Here is a 22,017-nt window from a genome sequence, read left to right as displayed (position 1 = left end):
CCATTAAAATCCACCATAATTAAAAAGTGTCATTAAAATTGGCATTAATAAAGTCAATACAAACCCTTGTACAATGGCTGGTGGCACAATAGTGATGCCGGCGCCTTTTTGTAACATTGGTAAAGTAAAGTCCATCGAAGTTGCGCCACACAAACCTAACGCAGTAAGTTTATAGCGTCTTATTAAGGTTGGAATAAGAATTATTGCACACAATTCACGCAAAATATCATTTAAAAAGGTTGCACTACCAATGATTGGACCATGCGCTTCTGTCATCAAAACTAAGGACAAAGAATACCAGCCAAATCCCGATGACATAGCAAGCCCAACACGAGTTGGAAAATCCAAAATGAAAGCAGCTAATATTCCACCTAAAAAAGTGCTTATGACCACGACTAAAGATGTCGTCAAACCAATTTTATTTAACAAAATCTGTTTAAACGAGATATTGTTACTACGTAGCTGGATACCAATGAGCAATAGAAGTAAAACTAACACTATTTGAATAATGCTGCCAGTATATTGCCAAAAAAACAAAGGTAAAAAACCGGCAATAAAACCGAGTATCAAGGCAATAAATACTTTTAAAGATTCAAAAATCAATTTAAAACGAGATTGAAAGGACGAGCCGGTGTTAGCTGTTTTCCAAGGCAAAAATAGATCAAATAAGATTAATGCCAAAAAATTGCCACCAAAAGTACAGACAAAAACAACAGCGGTATAGAGCAAAATATGCTGTAAATTTGTGATTAAATTGTCTAACTGAGCTAATTCAGCCCCCATGATAAAAAGAATAAAATAGACCATATAGCCAAGTATCTGATTAATTTTGGCTAGCCATTTTTGATCTTTAATTTTAATCAAATAACCTAAACACAATGGGACAAATGCAATCAAAATACCATAATACATTTTTATTCCTTTCCATGTTCATCTTCATATAGTATTGTTATAAAAATTAGAGGTAAAACTCTGCTCTAATATATCCTCATTATCAACGTAATGAGGATAAACTTTCCTCAATGCTAACTTTAAGCTGATCTAATAATGCATAACGATTACGATATTCCGAGCGTTTTTTACTCGCTATTTCGTCAATCGATTTTCGATTAATTTCGGTCGGTAATATAAATAAGTTTTTGGAATCTGGTTTACCGTCAATTGTTAACCAAAAATCATCGTAATCCGATAAAATTCTTTCTTGTCGGCTATTATATCGCCAGTTATTGTACACATGTGTGTTATTACCAACAGCAATCACCTGTTCTAAATTAAAATATTTAGCAATAATTAATGCCGCTTCTACCGCGACGCGTTTTGGAAAAAGTCCATAGCACTGCTTTGTTGCTTTTTGTACGCGTGTTCGTGCTTCATGATGCCCTGTTCCTTGTAAACCAGCAATAAATAGCGTAGATTTTTTTTGATATTCGACAAGGGTGAAGGTTAAAGTTGCTAAATCAATACCGTCATTATCATAAAAATAGAGACTCAATTCACCTTCACGCGCATATTTATTTCGCGCTTGAATAGCTATTTGTATGTTTGTTTCGTTTTTAGCGTCGATATTAGCCAAAATATAAGGCGATTGTGGGTTATAAAAAGCCTTAGACATATTGCCGGATTGCTTTGATAAAAAATCATAATGATAAACTAAAGCAGCTAAACGCTCTTTTTGTGTCAAACATGATGATAAATACGGCCGTTGTAATTTACAAGGTAAATTGGTTTGGCAGGAAAGGTAATAACCAAGTAAAGGATATTGTCTTAATTTATCAAGCAATTTGAGTGTAATTGGACTTAAAAAAAGTGTGCGAAAAAAGAACTTATATCGATAAGTTGGTTTAAGCCAAAGTTCATTAAGTGGAAGTTTGCCTACACAAAGCCAGTGAAAAAGTTGCCACTTACTTTTAGGCTGGGGCATATTTGTAATATTATTCATAATCAGAAAAAACTAAACTCGGTTAATTTAAAAAAATATAAAATGACTCAAGTATTACTTAATATGCAATATTAAAGATAAGTCATAAAATCAAGGCAATAAGGGTACAACACAATATAAGTCAGTGCAACTATCCTTATATAAGGTTATATTAAATAAAATGAAAATAAAAAACGGTGAATTTATCACCGTTTTTAAATAACGATTAATTTTTGTTAAAAATTAATTATTGACCTTTAACTTCTTTTAAACCGTTAAATGGTGCTTTAGAACCTAACGCTTCTTCAATACGCATTAATTGGTTGTATTTAGCAATACGATCAGAACGGCTCATAGAACCAGTTTTGATTTGACCTGCTGCTAAGCCAACGGCTAAATCAGCAATGGTTGAATCTTCTGTTTCACCACTACGGTGAGAAATCACAGCGGTATAGCCAGCATCTTTAGCCATTTTAACTGCTGCAATTGATTCAGTTAATGTACCGATTTGGTTAACTTTAACTAGGATTGAGTTAGCAATGCCTTTTTCAATACCTTGTTTGAAGATTTTGGTATTAGTAACGAAAAGATCATCACCCACTAATTGGATTTTGTGACCTAATTCTTTAGTTAAGTATGCCCAACCTTCCCAATCGCTTTCATCTAAGCCATCTTCGATAGAAACAATTGGATATTGTTCACTTAAACTTTCTAAATAACGAGTAAATTCTTGAGCAGTAAACTCTTTATTACCTTCGCCTTTTAATACATATTTACCGGTTTCTTTGTTATAGAATTCAGATGCAGCACAGTCCATCGCAAGAGTAATGTCTTTACCTAATACATAACCTGCTTTTTCTACTGCTTCTTTAATACATTCTAATGCTTCAGCATTTGAATCTAGGTTAGGTGCAAAACCACCTTCGTCACCAACTGCAGTATTCATACCTTTAGCGTGTAAAACTTTAGCTAAATTGTGGAATACTTCAGAACCAATACGAATTGCTTCACGTACTGTTTTTGCACCAACTGGTTGAATCATGAATTCTTGTAAGTCGATGTTATTATCAGCGTGTTCACCACCGTTGATGATGTTCATCATTGGTAATGGCATAGAGTATTGACCTGGAGTACCATTTAAATCAGCGATGTGTTGATAAAGTGGTACACCTTTAGCTGCTGCTGCTGCTTTAGCATTTGCTAAAGATACGGCTAAAATTGAATTAGCACCTAAGTTAGATTTGAAATCAGTACCATCTAAATCAATCATGATTTGGTCGATAGCTGCTTGATCTAAAGCATCTTTTCCTAAAACAGCTTTAGCAATAGGTCCATTAACATTTTCAACAGCTTTTAATACGCCTTTACCTAAAAAGCGAGACTTGTCACCATCGCGAAGTTCTAGTGCTTCACGTGAACCAGTTGACGCACCAGATGGAACAATTGCTAGACCAACAAAACCACCCTCTAAGTGCACTTCGGCTTCAACTGTTGGGTTACCACGAGAGTCGATCACTTCACGACCATGTACTTTAACGATTTTTGCCATGTTTTTTTCCTCTATATGACAGATATATAACTAATGTAAAAATAAACTATTTTTGCTGCTGATCTTGATACTCTTTAGCAGCTTTCACAAAACTACTGAACAATGGATGTCCATCTCGTGGTGTTGAAGTAAATTCCGGATGGAATTGACATGCGACAAACCAAGGGTGTTCTGGAATCTCAATAATTTCAACTAATTTCTTATCAGTTGATAGTCCAGTGATCTTCAATCCAGCTTTCACAATTTCCGGTAATAAATTGTTGTTTACTTCATAACGATGACGATGACGTTCAGTGATCGACTCTTTTTTATACATATCAAATACTTTAGAATTTGTATCTAAATGGCAAATTTGCGAACCTAATCGCATAGTACCACCTAAATCGCTGTTCTCATTACGTTGAACCACATTACCAGATTCATCACTCCATTCTGTGATCAACGCGATAACTGGGTTAGCACAATCTTTAACAAACTCTGTAGAGTTGGCATCTTTAATACCAGCCTTATTACGAGCATACTCAATTAAAGCAACTTGTAAACCAAGGCAAATACCTAAATAAGGAATTTTATTTTCACGCGCATAACGAGCTGCCATGATTTTTCCTTCAACACCTCGATAACCAAAGCCACCAGGAATCAAAATCGCATCTAAACCTTGTAATAATTCCGTACCACGAGATTCAAGATCTTCAGAATCAATATATCGAATATGAACAGTTAAACGATTTTTTAATCCGCCATGTTTTAATGCTTCGTTTACCGATTTATAAGCATCAGGTAGAGCAATATATTTTCCAACCATACCAATGGTAACTTCACCTATTGGGTTGGCTTCTTCATAAATTACCTGTTCCCATTCAGACAGATCAGCTTCTTTACATTCAAGGTGGAAGCGATTGCAAACAAATGTATCTAAATTCTGAGATTTTAATAGTGCAGGGATTTTATAAATAGAATCAACATCTTTTAATGAAATAACTGCGCGCTCAGGTACATTACAAAATAGTGCGATTTTAGCACGTTCATTAGCGGGAATAATGCGATCTGAACGACAAATTAATACATCAGGTTGAATACCAATTGATAGCAGCTCTTTCACTGAATGTTGTGTCGGTTTGGTTTTTACTTCCCCTGCTGAAGCTAAATAAGGTACTAACGTTAAATGCATAAATAACGTGTGCTCACGACCAACATCAACGGCTAATTGACGAATTGCTTCTAAAAATGGAAGTGATTCAATGTCACCCACTGTGCCGCCAACTTCAACAATAGCAACATCAAAACCTTTTGCACCTTCAATCACGCGTGATTTAATTTCGTTAGTGATATGAGGAATAACTTGAACAGTTGCCCCTAAGTAATCACCACGTCGCTCTTTACGTAGTACATCGGAATAAATTCGCCCAGTAGTAAAGTTATTTTTGCGTGTCATTTTAGTGCGAATAAAACGCTCATAATGACCCAAATCAAGATCAGTTTCTGCCCCATCTTCGGTAACAAAAACTTCACCATGTTGAATAGGACTCATTGTGCCCGGATCAACATTAATATAGGGATCGAGTTTGAGCATGGTGACTTTTAAATTGCGGGCTTCTAAAATTGCAGCAAGAGACGCTGCGGCAATGCCTTTACCCAAAGAAGAAACGACACCGCCTGTAACAAAAATATAATTCGTAACCATTAATACCAGACCATTATTAATTTATTAGAATAATATTGTGCGTTTTTAAACCATAAAAACCAACACAATATACGAAGAATCAGACGGGAAGATAGTATAACAGAATCAAGTATAGGTCTCAATTGAATAATTACTTTTAATTCGTTTGTCAGCCAGCTATATTACCTACAAAATATGTGCTTATTATTTTGATAATCCGCCTAATATTAATCAAAACTGTTGATCTGTATATTCAAAATTTTATCATTATAGTTATCAATAATTTTTTTAATCGAGTCAGATTTGCTGCTTTTTTCCAAATAAGCAAATAATATTGATTAAAATAATAAAGACAACAAATAGAAACACTACATTGTTAATTAAATTTCTAAATTACTTTCTACCATAGTTTTAAAATTTTTTTATTTATATTAAAACGGTTCATTAAAGATTAATGATAGTACCTAATCTTTTTTCATAATATTTCTTAATTTCACTCGTTCGATGTCGGTTAATTATTATTTTCCTTAATAGTTGAATGCCGTTAATCGTAGCAGTTAATGTCATAACAACAAAAATAAGCATATTTATCAGAAAAAGCGGAGATAATGGTTGATTTGCTTTTAAATTATAATGATGATTTGCATTAACTTTCAGAGCAGAAATACTTTTTGTATTAGAATTTTGATCCTCACGATAACGAATATCACTTACCACACCAATAATATTAACATTAGGCGAGATAGTGTTATTTAAAATATCAATATAATAATTCACATTTTCAAATTCATCCAATTTGATTGAATTATTCATGACTAATCGAAGCATATCGATATAGCTTTGATTGGTTAATGTAATTTCTATAGAATTTTCAGATTGATATTGAGAAACAATTTTCACTAATTTTTTTTGTAATTCTAATTTAAATGGTTTTAAATTAATTTTAAGAACATTTACTTCGTTGGATTCGACTATTTCATTCATCATTTCGGGATTTTTTTCTGACCTATCAAGTAGATCATCCCATGTAATACCGTCTTTATCACTATCAAATAACTTAACTATACGGGATTTAATATTGTCACAATTTTCGAGAGGTGTAATTTTACATACCTTTTCAATGTCAATGATTATTTGACCTATATTTTTTATTCTAGAGAAAGATTTTTTAACATAAAGTTTGACTCTTTCAATAGAATGTTTGTTGAGCATATCAATATATAGTTGATATTCTTGTTGCATGTTTTTTAAATGAGTCATTTCTAAATCGATAAAATCATTAACAAATTTTGGATCAAATATATGTTTTAATGAGCTGTTAATACTCATCACATTATCTTCCGTCAATGTCATCGGCTGAGTATTGATAAAAAAGTGGTGACATTTATAATTGACCTTTAAATTATTGACATCACACGATGTGTTTTTTATAGAAATATTTACAATATCTCCTTGAGAGATATCACTATTTTCTAAAGTGGTTAGATCGTTAATTTGCAGATTGTGAGATTGTTGATTGTAATACCGATAAGCAAAATAACCATTATTAATTGGATCGGTAAAATAATAAAGAACAGCAGATAAAACTATCCCAACAATGAATAAAATTGTATTTCGTATAATAAATTTAGGCGAACCAAACTGTTCTATTTCATTATTGACGGATAACGTATGACCATAACGAAGTAATTTTCTACCATTATCACCGATACCCATTTCCGTAAAAGTATTTGAAATTTTAGCTTTAATAACTTTCACTTGTTGTGGAATTAAATGGCGTTTAGGTTTATACCAAACAAAAAAAGCTGCTGCACTAAGAAAGACTAATATTAAGATTAAGATGGATATCTGCTCATTTTCACTAAACCATGATTGTATCAGTAAAACCGTTGCTAATATCAAACAAAGTGAAGTTAATATACCAAGGTTATGTTGACTGATAGCTTCAAATTCACTTTCTTCACGTTGATAAAGGGTTTGATTAATCGATGCTTCTGAACTATCTGTGCCAATACCATAAGAATTATTTTTTTGATAACGGTTTGTATTATGTTGTTTATCAACTTTTTTATTATCATCATAAAGCGTTAGTGACTCAATATCAACAGAGTCACGATCATCTAACAAGTTAGTGTTTTTTAAATCGCCAAATTCATATTCCTCATTAAGACCATAGTTTTCGGATGCGGTCTTGATATCGTGATCATTTATTTTTACGACTATCCCATACCATTTGGTAAATACAACTTCAATAATATTAAATTTATCAATATATCTATCCATACTATATGGAAAGAACAGTTCAATATTGTCAACTTCATAGTAATAAGTAATTTCGTCAGTATTACTGTGAAAACTATTACGATAGCACTCACCTCGTAAATAGGACACATGGTTATCGATTAAAGATGATTGAGATTTATAAGGATAAATCGTTATTTTACTAGTTAGGTACGGATGTAATAGTTCTAATTCTTCATCTGTTAAATCTCTTATTGGTTCACGTTGGGATAGGTGTTTCTCTAAAATTGCCCTATTAACACGATGTTCCCCCCCCCTATTAACACCACGTTCACCTTTATAAAGGATCCAACTGATTAATCCAAAAATTAAAATGCCTATTTTAATAACCGTATACCAATCCATTAAGATTCCTTTATGTAAATATTATTTTATTTAAAAACGGTGTTTATAAAACTAATAACAAAATTAGTTGTAATTTCTTCTACCTTTATTTAGTTAATTATTACTTAAATTCGATAACATCTTTTAAATTATCGATATTCTTCATTTCCATTTAAAAAAGGCGCTTAATACGCCTTTAGATTTATTTAGAATACAACTTATTTAAGTGTTCTTTCGCTGCGGGATAGCCCAATAATCCCTGATCGGACTGTTTCCACAATATTACATGTTTCTCTAATTGATAATAAGAACGAATCAAGCTTTTCACTGGTGCCCGATAACTGAACAATATAATGCGTTGCAGTCACATCAACAATTGATCCTCGAAAGATATCGGCACATCGCTTCACTTCGTCACGTGCATCTGAATCTTTAGCGGCAACTTTAACTAACATAATTTCACGCTCAACATGAGGGCCTTCGGTTAAATCATTAACACGGTATACATTAATTAGTTTATGAAGTTGCTTTTGAATTTGTTCAAGTACATGCTCATCGCCTGAGGTTTGAATGGTCATACGATGCATGGTTGGATCTTCGGTTTGCGCCGTTGTGATGGTTTCAATATTAAAACCACGTTGTGAAAATAGACCAATTATTCGAGACAATGCACCAGGTTCATTTTCAGTTAAAATAGATAATATATAACGCATTAGGTTCTCTCCGTCTTACTTAACCACATCTCACTCATTGAACCACCACGAACTTGCATTGGATAAACATGTTCTGTAGCATCGGTCATCACATCAACAAAAACAAGTCGATCTTTAATTGCTAACGCTTGTTTAAGTTTAGATTCAAGCTCTTCACGCTTATTAATACTTATGCCAACATGACCATAAGCTTCAGCAATTTTAGCAAAATCAGGTAATGACTCCATATAAGACGAGGAATGTCGCCCTGCATAAATCATGTCTTGCCACTGTTTAACCATACCTAAAAAACGATTATTAAGATTCAAAATCAAAATAGGTAAACCATATTGTAATGCTGTTGATAGTTCTTGAATATTCATTTGAATACTACCATCACCGGTTACACAAACAACTCGATTTTTTGGGAAGGCCAATTTAACACCTAGTGCGGCAGGTAAGCCAAAGCCCATGGTACCAAGTCCACCTGAAGTAATAAAGTGTCTTGGTTTATCAAACGGATAATAAAGCGCTGTAAACATTTGATGTTGACCTACATCGGTAGTGATATAAGCATCGCCTTTAGTTAATTTATATAATACTTCAATTGCTTCTTGCGGTTTAATACTGTTACCTTCATGACTATAAGCAAGGCAATGTCGAGCTCGCCAATGATCGATCTGTTTCCACCAATCAACCAAGGCATCTAAGTCACGCTCTATGTTTAGTTCATCAATTTGATCTAACATAGTTTCTACAACAACTTTAGCATCACCAACAACAGGAATACTTGCCATGATGGTTTTAGATATTGATGTCGGATCGATATCGACATGAATTATTTTGGCTTTAGGACAATATTTTTCAACATTATTAGTTGTTCTATCATCAAAACGTGCGCCGATAGCCAAAATAACATCCGCATTATGCATTGACATATTGGCTTCATACACACCGTGCATACCTATCATGCCTAAATAGTGTTTATTTGTTCCAGGGAAAGCACTAATGCCCATCAGCGTTGAAGCAACAGGCAGATTCAATTTTTCAGCAAACAGTTTGATCGCCTCACTTGCATTAGCAGATATCACACCACCACCAATAAAAAGAACCGGTTTTTTAGCAGTAAAAAGTGTCGTTAGCGCTTTTTTTATTTGTCCTTTATGTCCTTGTATTGTTGGATTATAAGAACGCATCGATACTGATTTTGGATAATGATAATTATATTTATTAGCAGGATTGACAATATCTTTTGGTAAATCAATGACAACAGGACCAGGGCGACCGGTTGACGCAATATAAAATGCTTTTTTGATAATTTCTGGAATATCTTGAGTATCTTTGATTAAAAAACTATGTTTAACAATCGGTCTTGAAATACCGACCATATCGCACTCTTGGAATGCATCATTGCCAATTAAATTACTTGCTACTTGTCCAGATAATATAACCAGTGGCACAGAATCCATATACGCAGTGGCAATACCGGTAATAGTGTTAGTCGCGCCTGGCCCCGATGTAACTAACACAACACCAACATCACCCGTAGCTCGAGCGTAACCATCAGCCATGTGCACAGCTGCTTGCTCATGACGGACTAATATATGTTCAATACCACCAAGTGTATGAATTGCGTCATAAATATCAAGAACACTACCACCAGGATAACCAAATATCTGTTTTACTCCTTGATCAATCAATGATTGAATGACCATTTCTGCACCTGACAATTTTGCCATGCTTATTGCCTCCAATATAACTTTTTTGTCATCTATTGATTTATTGTGCATTAACTTATATATAAAATCAATTAAGTCAATAATATAACTTTTAACTAAATCACAATAAAAAAATAATGGTGTAAATTTGCAAAATCAAAATAAAGGGAGTTTAATAAAGTAATCAAAATATTATATATTGATTTTCCAGTCATTTTTGTTTTGTTTTAACACTTTAGAAAATTGGAACTCTAGTGTTACTGATGTTAAAATTCTTTATTTGTAAAAGGCACTATTATGAGCAATTTCTCAATTAAACCCATTTCACTTGCCGATTGGCAGTTAGTAAAAGTATCTGGAGTGGATAATCGCAAATATTTACAGGGACAAGTGACGATTGATATCGATCACCTTTCTCAGCAAACTGCCTTGTTTGCTGCACATTGTGATGCTAAAGGCAGAATGTGGAGTAACATGCTATTATTTCAACGAGAGCAAGATATCTACTATATCTTACGTAAAAGTGTTGCTGATGTGCAAATTGCTGCTTTAAAAAAATATGCCGTATTTTCTAAAGTCTCTATCGAGCAGGTTAATGATTTAAATATCGTTGGTTTAGAATACGATGCGATACCCGCAGATATTATTGACCAATTCAATCATCAAAATTGTATTACCCATAATAATAATACTTATATCAAATTAAATTTACCTCATACACGGGCAATTAGGGTATCTCCTCAAACTATCGATGAGGATTTACAACCTTGTAGCCGATGGGTTCAACTTGATTTAGAAGCAGGTTATGCCATTATCGATAAAGAAAATTGTGAAACATTACTGCCTCAAGCATGTAATTTACAATATTATGACGCCATCAGTTTTGATAAAGGCTGTTATTGTGGTCAAGAAATGGTGGCTCGAGCTCAATTTCGTGGCGCTAATAAACGAGGGCTTTATTTATTAACGGGTAAAAGCGATAGTTTACCCAATATTGGTGATACCATCGAATGCCAGATTGATGGCAATTGGCGTGAAAGCGGTCAAGTCCTTGCAACGATGAAATTAAATCAAGACAACGATATTTATGTTCAAGTTGTACTTGCTAATGGCATCGATCTCAACACACAATTTAGAGTAAAAGGCGCTGTAGCGAGTAAACTTTGTTTTCATTAATTGATTAAGGCTTGTTAAGATCAGTGAAAGCTAATCAGTTAACATCTACATTTAAAAAGATAGTTAACTGATTAGTTAAGTAAATTTCTGATAACAATTAAAAAATGTTAGGTTGAGTTATCCCCCAAGTTCTTGATTGACTATTTCAATAAAGTATTGCGCCCCGGTTATTAAAACTTCATCGTTAAAATTGTAGGCTGGATTATGTAAATTAGCACCTTTGCCAGCACCTAGCCACACATATACGCCTGGTATTTTTTGCAGCATAAAAGCAAAATCTTCCGAGCCCATTGATGGTAAAGGATCGATAATAAGACCATTTTCACCAACAACTTTTTTAGCAGCTTCTATCGCAATATCAGCTTGCTTAGCATAGTTAATTGTTGCCGGGTAACGCCGTTGATAATCAACCTCAGCCTTAGCTTCGAATGTGCTGGCAATACCTGTTGCAATCTGTGTAATGCGTTGCTCAGCCATATTTTGTACATCGGCGCTAAAAGCACGAACTGTACCACGAATTACCGCTTGTTGTGGTAACACGTTCCACGTATCGCCACTATGTATTTGCGTAACACTCACCACAAGAGAGCTAATAGGATCGACATTGCGGCTGACAATGCTTTGCAAACTATTTACGATTTGTGTTGCCGTTAAAATTGTATCTTTACCAAGATGAGGAGCGGCAGCATGAGCGCCAACACCTGTTACTTTGATTTCGAAAACATCATATGATGCCATCATTGGTCCATGGTTAATGTAAAAATGATTTAATTTCATATTCGGTTGATTATGAATACCATAGACAGCTTCAATTGGAAAACGATCAAACAAGCCATTTTCAACCATAACACGAGCACCGCCTTCGTTTTCTTCAGCTGGCTGGAAGATAACAACGACTGTACCCGAAAAATCACGGTGTTCACTCAAATATTTAGCCACGCCTAATAATGTTGCAGTATGACCATCATGACCACAGGCATGCATTTTACCCGGGATAGTTGAACAATAATCTATTTTATTCTCTTCTATAATATCTAAAGCATCAATATCGGCACGCAATGCGATAACTCGACCTTCTTTTTTGCCTTTAATAATACCGACCACACCAGTTGGTGCAAAATCGGTATAGAGCTCAGTTATACCGAAAGATTTAAGCTTTTCAATTATAAATTCCGTTGTTTTCTTCTCTTCAAATGCGGTTTCTGGGTGGGCATGGATGTGATGACGCCATGCAATCATCTCTGATTTTAATTCATTAATACGACTCATTATACATTCCTTATTCATTCTCAATTGTAAACTTAATCAGTTTATTGGTTAGTACTATACTGCTATTCTACCTTTTATAAAAATAACTATTTTTACTATGATTAGTGATTTTAGTTATATATTAAAATACAGATAAGCTAACTGATGAACTTTGAAAAAGAAGCAAATATTTAATCGATTTACGTTATATATAAAAATTAGATGTGTATGAGCAAAATTTAACCATTTTAATCATTTAATTAACTAAAATAGCAGCAGCAATACGCCGAAATTAATAAAAATGGACCAAATGGAATAACTTTTAATGATTGTCGATAAAAAAGATAGTTTAAGATCAGAAAATAAAAAATACCCAATATTGAAGCCATAATTACTAATAAGGGTAGTAAATGATAAGGAATCCATGCACCTATCGCGGCAAGTAATTTTATATCTCCCCCGCCTAATCCATGCTTGTTTGAAATTAAATAAAATAAACTAGCCGGTACTTTTAATAAAAGATACCCGCATAAAATACCAATAAATGCATCGGCTAATAGTATATTGCTGATATTCAAATATGCCGCCAATAAGCCTCCCCACATTAATGGTTGCGTAAAAAAATCCGGCAATAAATAATATTTAAAATCGATTAAGGCTAATAGTAAAAAATAACAACCCAACATCATTAACACAATACTTTGCGCAGTAATACCTTTATGCCAATAAATCACCATAAACAACACTGACATAGCTAACTCTAGCAAAAAATAGTGAGCCGGTATTTTAGCCTGACATGCATAACAGCGTTGCCTTAATAGCAAATAAGACAACAACGGAACTAATTGCCAAACTTTCAGTTTATTCAAGCAATTTGGACAAGATGAACTTGTTAAACTTATGGCCGATAAATAAATAAAAGGAGAATGTAATGGCGAAAACCGACTAAAAGCAACGCAAATAAAACTGCCCATACATGCACCTAACATCGCAATAATACAAGCTATCATTAGTTAATCACCTCGCCAAGTTGAAAGATAGGCAAATACATAGCGATTATTAAACTTCCAATGATTAGCGCTAGTATTAACATTAACAACGGCTCAACTAATTGAGATAGATTATCAGTTAATGTTTGACTCTGCGCTTCATAGTAATCGGCTAACTTGGTTAGCATTAAATCCAGCGTACCGGATTGTTCTCCTATGTGGATCAATTGACGACATAAAGTTGGAAAACACGGTTGTGTTTGTAAAACATGACTAAATGAAAGCCCTTTTTCGATTTCGGCTATCATATAAAAAATACTTTTTTGATACACGCGATGCATAATCGTATTAGCCGAAGCGGTCAAACCTGCAAGTAAAGGGATGCCAGCTTGTTGAGTTATTGCTATTGTTTGAAAGATATGTGTTAAACAAGTAGTGGCAATTACTTTACCGATTATAGGTAATTTTAATGTATAACTATCAATCACATCTCGATAGCGAAGCTTAAGATAATACCGATACAATAAATAGCTTAGTAATAGAGTAATTAAAACAATGAACCAAGCCCGTTGTAAAAAGTGTGACAAATCGATAATGCACTGGGTAAACAACGGCAATTGAGCATCAAAATCTTGATAGATCTGAGCAAACCTGGGTAAAACCACTAATAGCATTATCACTATCACAATTATAGATACCGTGAGTAAAAAGCATGGATAACGCATGGCCTGTTTGATACGCTTTTGTAGTTTTATTGATTTTTCAAGTTGTAACGTTAACTGTTCAAAACTTGAATCTAATTGTCCTGTCATCTCACCGATTGCAACAATTTCACAATAAAGTGTCGGAAAGACCAAATGATGATGAGTTAAAACTTTTGATAAAGGTTCCCCTTTTGCAATCTGATGTTCAATTTCAACAAGAAGATATTGCCAATGAGGATAAGGGTGCTCTTTCGCTAAAATAAGTAAACTATCAACAATAGAAAGACCTGCTTTAAGCATCGTTGCTATTTGTTTAGTAACAACCAGTAACTCTAAACGAGTAAAACTATGTTTATTAATATATTTAACTGCTTTTATTTTGATGGCAATTTTGCCTTGTAATAATAGCTGTTTTTTCGCGTCTTGCTGAGAAGACGCAATTATTTTATTTTCATTAAAATCCAAATCATACCATACGTAGAGCCTTTTCATAGATAATCACCCAAAACACGTTGCAATTCTGCAATGGTGGTAACACCATCCTTAACCAGTTTTTGTCCTGCAACTTTAAGCGTTATCATATTGGTAGGCGAAATCATTTGGTCACGGAGTAATTGATGTTGTATTTCTGCCGTTATTGGTAAAAATTCATATAATCCTATGCGCCCATGATACCCACCAAAACAATGTTCGCAGCCCATAGCAATAAAATGAGCTGTTGTTTCTCCTCCTAGCACTATTAATTGACTTGCGACAACCTTACAATACTGACAAAGCTTACGAACAAGACGTTGGGCAATAATTAATTTTAAACTTGAGGAAACCAGATAATTTTTAATTCCCATTTGATTTAATCGAATTAAGGCTTCTAAACTTGAATTGGTGTGCAATGTGGATAAAACTAAATGTCCTGTTTGTGCTGCTTGAATAGCAATCTCTGCTGTTTCAGGATCACGAATTTCACCAATCATTATCACATCGGGATCTTGCCTAAGTAAGGCTCGCAATATAACAGCAAAGGTTAAACTTGCTTTAACATTTATGGCAGTTTGATTAATGCCATCAATGGGGATTTCTATCGGATCTTCAACGCTACAAATATTACGCTCAGGTTTGTTTAACTTTTTTAATCCACTATATAAGGTAACCGTTTTCCCGCTACCGGTTGGCCCAGTCACTAAAATCAACCCTTGAGGATAATCTAAAATTTGTTGAAATATTGAAAGATTGTGTTGTGTTAATCCTAAATCATCAATGGTGAGTTCCGATTCATTATTGTCCATGACTCTCAGCACGATTTTTTCACCATTAATGACCGGTAACGTAGATATCCGCATTGCATAACGATCTACCATCAATTGACCATCTTGTGGCAAGCGTTGCTCAGCAATATTTAACTTTGCCATAATTTTTAACCGAGCGGCAATTTGTTTAGCTAAAGCTAATGGTGGCATAAGCATATCTTGCAGCACACCATCAATTCGCATGCGAATACGATAATGATGTAAATAAGGTTCAAAATGAATATCCGAAGCCCGTTTATCTAATGCTGACAACAATAATTTATCTAAACTTTCAACTAATTGCTCTGCATTCATCACATATTCCTTGTCAATCGTTTTAACGATCAAAATTTAAAAATAGCTTCACAAGCTTGTGTTAAAGACGTATCTATCGGTGTTGTTAAACAATTTCGGGTCCAAACTAAATTACCTTCAGTAGTATTAATTGTCGGTGTTAAGGTTGTGGTTAATCCCAATAAAGCGCTCTTGCCAACCAAAGTAATCACACCGTTAGTTACAGAAACAGATGTGACATAATTCGATGATTTACTGATGGGCACACCATTATTACCATTACTGCAATGTGTTAAATGACCTTGTTCAATTGCGCATATTTCAATAGCGGTTTTATAAGCTGTCATAGTCTGTAGCATATCGGTTAAAGCCGCCTTTTTTACATAACCTTGATAAGCCGGCAAACCAATGGCTGTAAGAATAGCAATAACAACTATTGCAATCATAAGTTCAAACAAGGTAAATCCTGATTGAGCTGTCATAATTATCTCGTGAGTTAAAGTTAGTGAATAAGGTAGTGACTTTATAGCAAAACAAAAAAATGAAATAATATGTAAAAATTCATTTTGGAAGTAATGATTGATATTTATTGCAACTATTTAAGATGCAAGAAGAATGTTTGAGAACGTTATCGCAAAATTAAATTTTATCCTCACTGTATAAAGCAAAGTTTATTGGAGTCCATATGTCACTTAATATTGTTAATGGTTGGTTACAGGGTGTAAAACAAGTCATTTCACCTTATTATAATGATCGCCCTGCTAATGAAGAAATTTCATTAATAGTGATTCATAATATCAGTTTACCGCCAAATCAATATGGTGGTCCTTATGTTGAACAACTATTTACGGGTAAACTTGATCCTAACGAACATCCCTATTTTGCAACAATTTATCAACTAGAAGTATCTAGCCATCTATTTATTCGTCGTGATGGTCAGATAATTCAATTTGTTTCATTTGATAAGCGAGCTTGGCATGCTGGGCAATCACGTTTTGAAGGTAGGGAGAATTGTAATAATTTTTCGATTGGCATTGAAATGGAGGGTTGTGATACAGATGATTTTACGGATTATCAATATCAACAATTAGCCGCTGTTACCTTATTGTTGCAACACACGTATGGCATAAAAAATATTACTGGTCATAGCGATATTGCACCAGAACGTAAAACTGATCCTGGACCTTGTTTTAATTGGCAATATTATCGCAAACTTATTGATGAATTGTCACAAGCCCAAAAAATAGTAAAACAACTTGAGTTAATCAAACTTGAATTACAAAACATTCGTTTATGGCAAACAACGCCACCACCAACTGCTGCTTTTTTAAGCCAAGAACCTTTTGCAATTGATACTATGCAAAGTCATGAATGGTTACAATGGATTTTTATTCCGCGGATTTTGGCGCTTATCGATGCCAAAACCAAGATTCCGACATTTGCACTTCATCCTTATTTTGAAGAAGCCTTAAAAGAACATCCTGAAAATACCGTTCAACTGTTATATCTTATTAAACAGCTTGACAAACTATCCACCGAAAATGAACGCAATTAAACCGTTATGCTTACATTTTTGGAATTTGTTATAGATGCCGCATACTGATTTATGCGGCGATGATAGCGATAAGATTAATTAACATCACGCGTTAATTTACGGTATTCATTTACTGCTTGTTGATGACTACCATAACTATTTGAGAACGTATGACCACCGTTGCCTGTTGCCACAAAAAACAGATAGTTGGTCTTAGCTGGGTGAGCAGCGGCTTCTAAAGAAGCAAGGCTAGGCATGGCAATAGGTGTAGGCGGCAACCCCTCAATAACATAAGTATTATACGGATTGTTGGTATCGGTTAGATCTGAGCGCCTAATGGCACCAGTATAATTATCACCTAAGCCATAAATGATCGTTGGATCAGTTTGTAATTTCATTTTTGCCTTTAATCGATTCACAAATACCGAAGCAACATTCGCTCGTTCAGAACTAATGCCCGTCTCTTTTTCAATAATTGAAGCTATGATTAACATTTCGTAAGGCGATCGATATGGCAAATCCTTATCACGATTATCCCATACTTTTTGTAAATTATTTTTCATGGTCAGATAAGCACGTTTTAATATACTTACATCAGTCGAATCGGCCGTATAAAGATATGTATTTGGTGATAACCATCCTTCGATTGAACCATCAATACCCAATAATTTAGCAATTTCTTCATTGGATTTGCCATCGAGTGTTTGTTGAATATAAGGTGTAGTTTTAAGCACATTAAGCCAATCTTTAGCGCGTTTACCTTCAACAAATTGAATAGAAAAATTACTCTCTTTTCCAGAGACTAGTAACTGTAAAAATTCTTCAACTGTCATGTGAGCATGTAATTGATATGTGCCAGCTTTTATCGAACTCAACGAAGGATCTAATTTATAAAGATAAGGTAACAAATAAGCTTGTTGCATTAAGTTGTTTTGTTTTATTTCAGCAACTAATTGATGCAAAGTTGTTCCCTTTTTAAGCACAAATATTTGGTTGTCATCTGTGACTTGCATTTGCTGTTTTGAGAATTGGTGCAGAAAATAGTAACTAATACCAATTGCACCACCTATAATTATAATGAGTGTAAGAATCGTATATAAAAATATTTTTTTTGTCATAATGATTAATCTATATAGTGAATTTTTGCGCGGGAAGTTAAGCGCGTTAAAAGCTCATATGCACTGATACCGGTGTGTTTAGCAATCTCTTCAACAGGTAACTGTTTACCCCAAAATATGACCTCATCACCGGGTTTTTCTAGACTATCGATCCCTAAATCGATCACAATCATATCCATCGAAACTCGCCCCACAATTGGCACTCGGCGTCCGTTAATAACGACAGGCGTATTTTCCGCAATATTACGTGGATAACCGTCACCATATCCCATAGCAACCACGCCTAAAAGCGTATCTTTGTGGCTTGTCCAGATTTGACCATAACCGACAGCTTGACCTTTTTTATGTTTACGCACAGCAATTAATTCAGATTTAAATGTCATTACAGGTTTAAGATCAGCAATAGGATCGTTGAAAGGAGAAACACCATACAACGCAATTCCTGCTCTTATCATATCACGATGAGAATCCGGCCAATGCAATATTCCTCCAGAGGCAGCAATAGAAAGTTTATTGATCAATGATTTATTACCTGAAGAATGAATAAACGCATCTAATCGTGCATTTTGTTTGTTAGTTTGTGCTGAATCAAATTCATCCGCTGAGCTAAAATGGCTAATAATATTTATCGATTTACGTATCACTTGACAATTAGCAAGCCGATTAAATTCGGCTTGTGCTTCATCTAAATGAAACCCTAACCGATGCATTCCTGTATCAACTTTAAACCATGCGGTAATTTGATTGTCAATGGCAATATTATTTAAAGCATCAATTTGCCAACTAGCGTGGATCACCGGTTGCAAATTAAAATCGATCAAATCCGCCACATCATCATGAGGAAAAAAACCTTCAAGTAAGACAATCGGTGTATTAATACCAAGTTTTCTTAAAAATAATGCTTCAGAAACTCTTGCAACCCCAAAATAACTGACTTTATCTTGCAATAACTTAGCGATGCCCTCAACACCATGACCATAAGCATTGGCTTTAACAATAGCCATTAGTGCGCTTTGCGGTGCTTGATTTTTTAAAACGTCAAGATTATGCAGAATTGATTTACGATTTATTTCAACAACAGCGATAGACATTGTGTATAACCTAACTGATATATCAGGAAGATATTGTAAATTTTGTTGTTGAGAAGCACAATAAAAATATTGGTTTGATTATTTATGATATAAGTTTAGTAAAACTAGGCGGCACTTTGTAATAAAGTAAGTAAAATAACTTTATCATCAAAAATTTTTAAAAATAATAATTAAATAACCTTAACAGATTGATTAATTATGCTTAATTACAAAACATTATATTATCTTGTGTCAGTGTCTATTCAATTATTAAATTTTTTAGATCTGTTAAAAACGCGTTCGTTTTCAAAATTAATCAATTAAAATTCAGCTTGTTTTGCTAACGATGATGTAATATGAACACAAATCAAATATTTTTTTCTAGACAATAGCAGTTAGCTATTGTCTAGATTTTGCTCAAATATAGTGCGAGCTCCGACGCCGACGGCTCGTCGTTGATAACGACTCGGAGTCGGCTTTTGCCATTTCGTTCATTTCATTCTCTTCAAGGCAACGTCGCGCAAACCATTGACCATAATTCGTTAAATCAAAATCACCAGCAATTAGGTAACCAAAAGAGGTTAAGGTCGCTCCCGGTAAACGTTCGTTTATCTTATTTGCCGGAAAGGCACACTTAACAATCCATTGATTTCGAGCACCTGTAGCTTGATAAAATTTCAATTTTAGCTGTTGCCCAAGTATCTCATTTAAAATGTAGGCAGACTGATTATACGCACGTAAAAATAACCCTTCACGAAATAATAAAATACCTTGATATTGACTCAATAAATCTAACTTCTTATCAATTTTCATTTTTATACCAACCAAACAGATAAAAAGCCGTTATTGCCGACAAACCAAATAGTCAGGAGCCCCTACTGCATCAGCATCTACCCCTAAAAGACCTGAACTTGAATTAACATCAATATGAGTACCATAACTACTTTGATAATATAAATCTTTTGTCCAATATCTATCGCCTTCATCTCGCCATGTTGAATCAGGATAAGTTTGTTGAGTTGAATAACCCCATTCGGGTAGAAGTCCTTGACCAATGGCTCTTGTATAACCATTTATAATCTCAAAAGAACCATTTAAACGATCATCAACAGGTGTATTGGTTAACTCCGAGTATGAGAGCAAATTATTTATACTACATCTTTGAATAGCAACACTCCAAATATCAAAAAAATCTTTAAGCGGATTCGCCCAGACACTGGTTGGATTAAATGTATAATCTAACTTGATCATTGGATTTTGCTTAACAGTTGCTCTTACAGTAACATCACCAGTTGGTTTGCCTTTTAGTAAGACATAACCTTGCGGATCGATAGTCACTTGACCTCCCGGATTATTGGGAACACTAAAACTATAACTGGCAGGAGAGCCTGTCACAATTAGTTGAAATTTGGCACCAGCAAAACCAGTCGTTGGAAATTTTTTACCACCAGATGCAGTTGGCGTCGCTTTAAAGCCGATGTTAGGCACATAATCTGACGTATAGCCCCCACCAACAGCTGTCCTTGACGTATATCGTGAATCATTCCATGCAACGAATGTATTACTACTATCAAAACTTAACCACTGAAATTGTGGCATTTTTTCAATAGCATAGGGTTTAACATAACATACTGTGTGTTTAGACAATATATAGTAACTGTGGCTTTCCCCTTTGAATGAATTCGTATCCGGTATACCATAATTAGTCAATAAAGCACCATCATCGGCACTAAGTGTTAATTTATAGGGAGATTTACACGAATCTAACTCACTATTCGGATTCGATTTCACATAATCGGTCACATCTTCACCATCGTACGTTTCCCATTTCACTTTCATATAACCCGTTATGGTAAAAAGTTTATCCCCATCTGCATCACGCCAATAATTATTTGCCACTATCACATTAGCTAACGGCATTGATGGATAATTACTAAAAGGTAAATAGGTTTTAATATCATTAAAAGTTGTCGGCACTTTTTCTATCACAATGGGTTCGACTACTGATGATTTGTCTTCCAACGCGCTTATCACTTTATTATTCGGTAACGTTAGCGATAACAGTGGTAATATTGTTGTTGACACTGTCTTTCCATTATCAAACGTTAAATAAGGCCCTGTGCCATTAATTACTTGAGCTGTTTGTGAGTTTAAACCATACACCGGCTTTATCGATATCACTGTAAACAACACCAACAAAAATAGAGTGCATAAACGTGTTTTTACTATCCCCTGCCTTAAAAACGCTTTGAATAAGGAGATACGATTAGACTCACTAATATAGAAAAAATAAAGAGATAAATTTGAAAATGGATTTTTGTATAAAGAATAAAACTCTTGATAACAATTATTATCACTATTAACTAATAAAAACGATGCCCGATGCCCGATGCCCGATGCCCGATGCCCGATGCCCGATGCCCGATGCCCGATGCC

17 protein-coding genes and 2 pseudogenes are annotated in these 22,017 nt (G+C 34.4%); 3 read left to right on the top strand and 16 right to left on the bottom strand.

The genetic code is table 11. The features are described from left to right. Positions 1-3: 3 nt before the first annotated feature. The 7 genes from J3U63_RS11025 to ilvI all read right to left on the bottom strand — a co-directional run bounded on the left by J3U63_RS11025 (position 4) and on the right by ilvI (position 10,186). A complete protein-coding gene (locus tag J3U63_RS11025) occupies positions 4-912 on the bottom strand; it encodes a lysine exporter LysO family protein (RefSeq protein WP_267332958.1) in 909 nt (302 codons plus the stop codon). An 82-nt stretch (positions 913-994) separates the two neighbouring features. Further along, a complete protein-coding gene (locus J3U63_RS11020; protein WP_267371507.1) occupies positions 995-1,939 on the bottom strand; it encodes a VirK/YbjX family protein in 945 nt (314 codons plus the stop codon). A 226-nt stretch (positions 1,940-2,165) separates the two neighbouring features. Next, positions 2,166-3,467: a phosphopyruvate hydratase gene (gene eno, locus J3U63_RS11015; RefSeq protein ID WP_065633501.1), complete on the bottom strand. Its 1,302-nt coding sequence runs from the start codon at positions 3,465-3,467 to the stop codon at positions 2,166-2,168. A gap of 46 nt (positions 3,468-3,513) precedes the next feature. Then, positions 3,514-5,151 carry a glutamine hydrolyzing CTP synthase gene (gene pyrG / locus J3U63_RS11010; RefSeq protein ID WP_267332960.1) on the bottom strand — a complete coding sequence of 546 codons (1,638 nt, stop codon included), beginning with the start codon at positions 5,149-5,151 and terminating at the stop codon, positions 3,514-3,516. 423 nt (positions 5,152-5,574) lie between these two features. Next, positions 5,575-7,776: a hypothetical protein gene (locus J3U63_RS11005; RefSeq protein ID WP_267371505.1), complete on the bottom strand. Its 2,202-nt coding sequence runs from the start codon at positions 7,774-7,776 to the stop codon at positions 5,575-5,577. A 197-nt stretch (positions 7,777-7,973) separates the two neighbouring features. Next, positions 7,974-8,468, bottom strand: a complete 495-nt coding sequence (gene ilvN, locus J3U63_RS11000; RefSeq protein WP_065799075.1) for an acetolactate synthase small subunit — start codon at positions 8,466-8,468, stop codon at positions 7,974-7,976. After that, positions 8,468-10,186, bottom strand: coding sequence for an acetolactate synthase 3 large subunit (ilvI, locus tag J3U63_RS10995; protein WP_267348493.1), 1,719 nt, complete (start codon positions 10,184-10,186; stop codon positions 8,468-8,470). The genes ilvN and ilvI overlap by 1 nt, the downstream gene beginning before the upstream one ends. 276 nt (positions 10,187-10,462) lie before the next feature. Here ilvI and ygfZ point away from each other — a divergent pair, with 276 nt between their 5' ends. Beyond that, complete coding sequence (gene ygfZ, locus J3U63_RS10990) at positions 10,463-11,341, top strand: tRNA-modifying protein YgfZ (RefSeq protein WP_267371503.1); 879 nt, start codon at positions 10,463-10,465, stop codon at positions 11,339-11,341. A 117-nt stretch (positions 11,342-11,458) separates the two neighbouring features. Here ygfZ and J3U63_RS10985 read toward each other — a convergent pair whose 3' ends face one another. From J3U63_RS10985 to ppdD, 5 genes are all read right to left on the bottom strand, one after another. Then, entirely contained in the window at positions 11,459-12,610 is a 1,152-nt protein-coding gene (locus tag J3U63_RS10985; protein ID WP_267371502.1) for a M20 aminoacylase family protein, read from the bottom strand. Positions 12,611-12,849: 239 nt separating this feature from the next. Then, a complete protein-coding gene (locus tag J3U63_RS10980) occupies positions 12,850-13,599 on the bottom strand; it encodes a prepilin peptidase (RefSeq protein ID WP_267371501.1) in 750 nt (249 codons plus the stop codon). Beyond that, positions 13,599-14,774, bottom strand: a complete 1,176-nt coding sequence (locus J3U63_RS10975; RefSeq protein ID WP_267371500.1) for a type II secretion system F family protein — start codon at positions 14,772-14,774, stop codon at positions 13,599-13,601. The genes J3U63_RS10980 and J3U63_RS10975 overlap by 1 nt, the downstream gene beginning before the upstream one ends. Next, complete coding sequence (locus J3U63_RS10970) at positions 14,771-15,880, bottom strand: ATPase, T2SS/T4P/T4SS family (protein ID WP_267371498.1); 1,110 nt, start codon at positions 15,878-15,880, stop codon at positions 14,771-14,773. The genes J3U63_RS10975 and J3U63_RS10970 overlap by 4 nt, the downstream gene beginning before the upstream one ends. Positions 15,881-15,909: 29 nt before the next feature. Beyond that, positions 15,910-16,341 (bottom strand): prepilin peptidase-dependent pilin, encoded by a 432-nt coding sequence (gene ppdD, locus J3U63_RS10965; RefSeq protein ID WP_267332967.1) that lies wholly within the window; start codon positions 16,339-16,341, stop codon positions 15,910-15,912. A gap of 203 nt (positions 16,342-16,544) precedes the next feature. Here ppdD and ampD point away from each other — a divergent pair. After that, positions 16,545-17,075, top strand: a pseudogene (gene ampD / locus J3U63_RS13435) (1,6-anhydro-N-acetylmuramyl-L-alanine amidase AmpD); the annotation flags it as partial. Positions 17,076-17,084: 9 nt separating this feature from the next. Beyond that, positions 17,085-17,414 carry a YqcC family protein gene (locus J3U63_RS13430; protein ID WP_416379675.1) on the top strand — a complete coding sequence of 110 codons (330 nt, stop codon included), beginning with the start codon at positions 17,085-17,087 and terminating at the stop codon, positions 17,412-17,414. 74 nt (positions 17,415-17,488) lie between these two features. On the opposite strand, the gene mltG is transcribed toward J3U63_RS13430, so the two are convergent. The 4 genes and pseudogenes from mltG to J3U63_RS10940 all read right to left on the bottom strand — a co-directional run. Next, on the bottom strand, positions 17,489-18,511 hold the full coding sequence (mltG, locus tag J3U63_RS10955) for an endolytic transglycosylase MltG (protein WP_267344570.1): 1,023 nt from the start codon (positions 18,509-18,511) through the stop codon (positions 17,489-17,491). Between the two features lie 5 nt (positions 18,512-18,516). Continuing rightward, entirely contained in the window at positions 18,517-19,602 is a 1,086-nt protein-coding gene (gene alr, locus J3U63_RS10950) for an alanine racemase (RefSeq protein WP_267344569.1), read from the bottom strand. A gap of 396 nt (positions 19,603-19,998) precedes the next feature. After that, positions 19,999-20,394: a hypothetical protein gene (locus J3U63_RS10945; protein ID WP_267332971.1), complete on the bottom strand. Its 396-nt coding sequence runs from the start codon at positions 20,392-20,394 to the stop codon at positions 19,999-20,001. Between the two features lie 30 nt (positions 20,395-20,424). After that, a pseudogene (locus J3U63_RS10940) lies at positions 20,425-22,017 on the bottom strand (hypothetical protein); the annotation flags it as partial.

Source organism: Gilliamella sp. B2838, assembly GCF_026536185.1.
Classification (GTDB): Bacteria; Pseudomonadota; Gammaproteobacteria; order Enterobacterales; family Orbaceae; genus Gilliamella.
The sequence above is the reverse complement of the archived record's forward strand: the minus strand, read 5'-3'. Positions and strand labels throughout refer to the sequence as shown.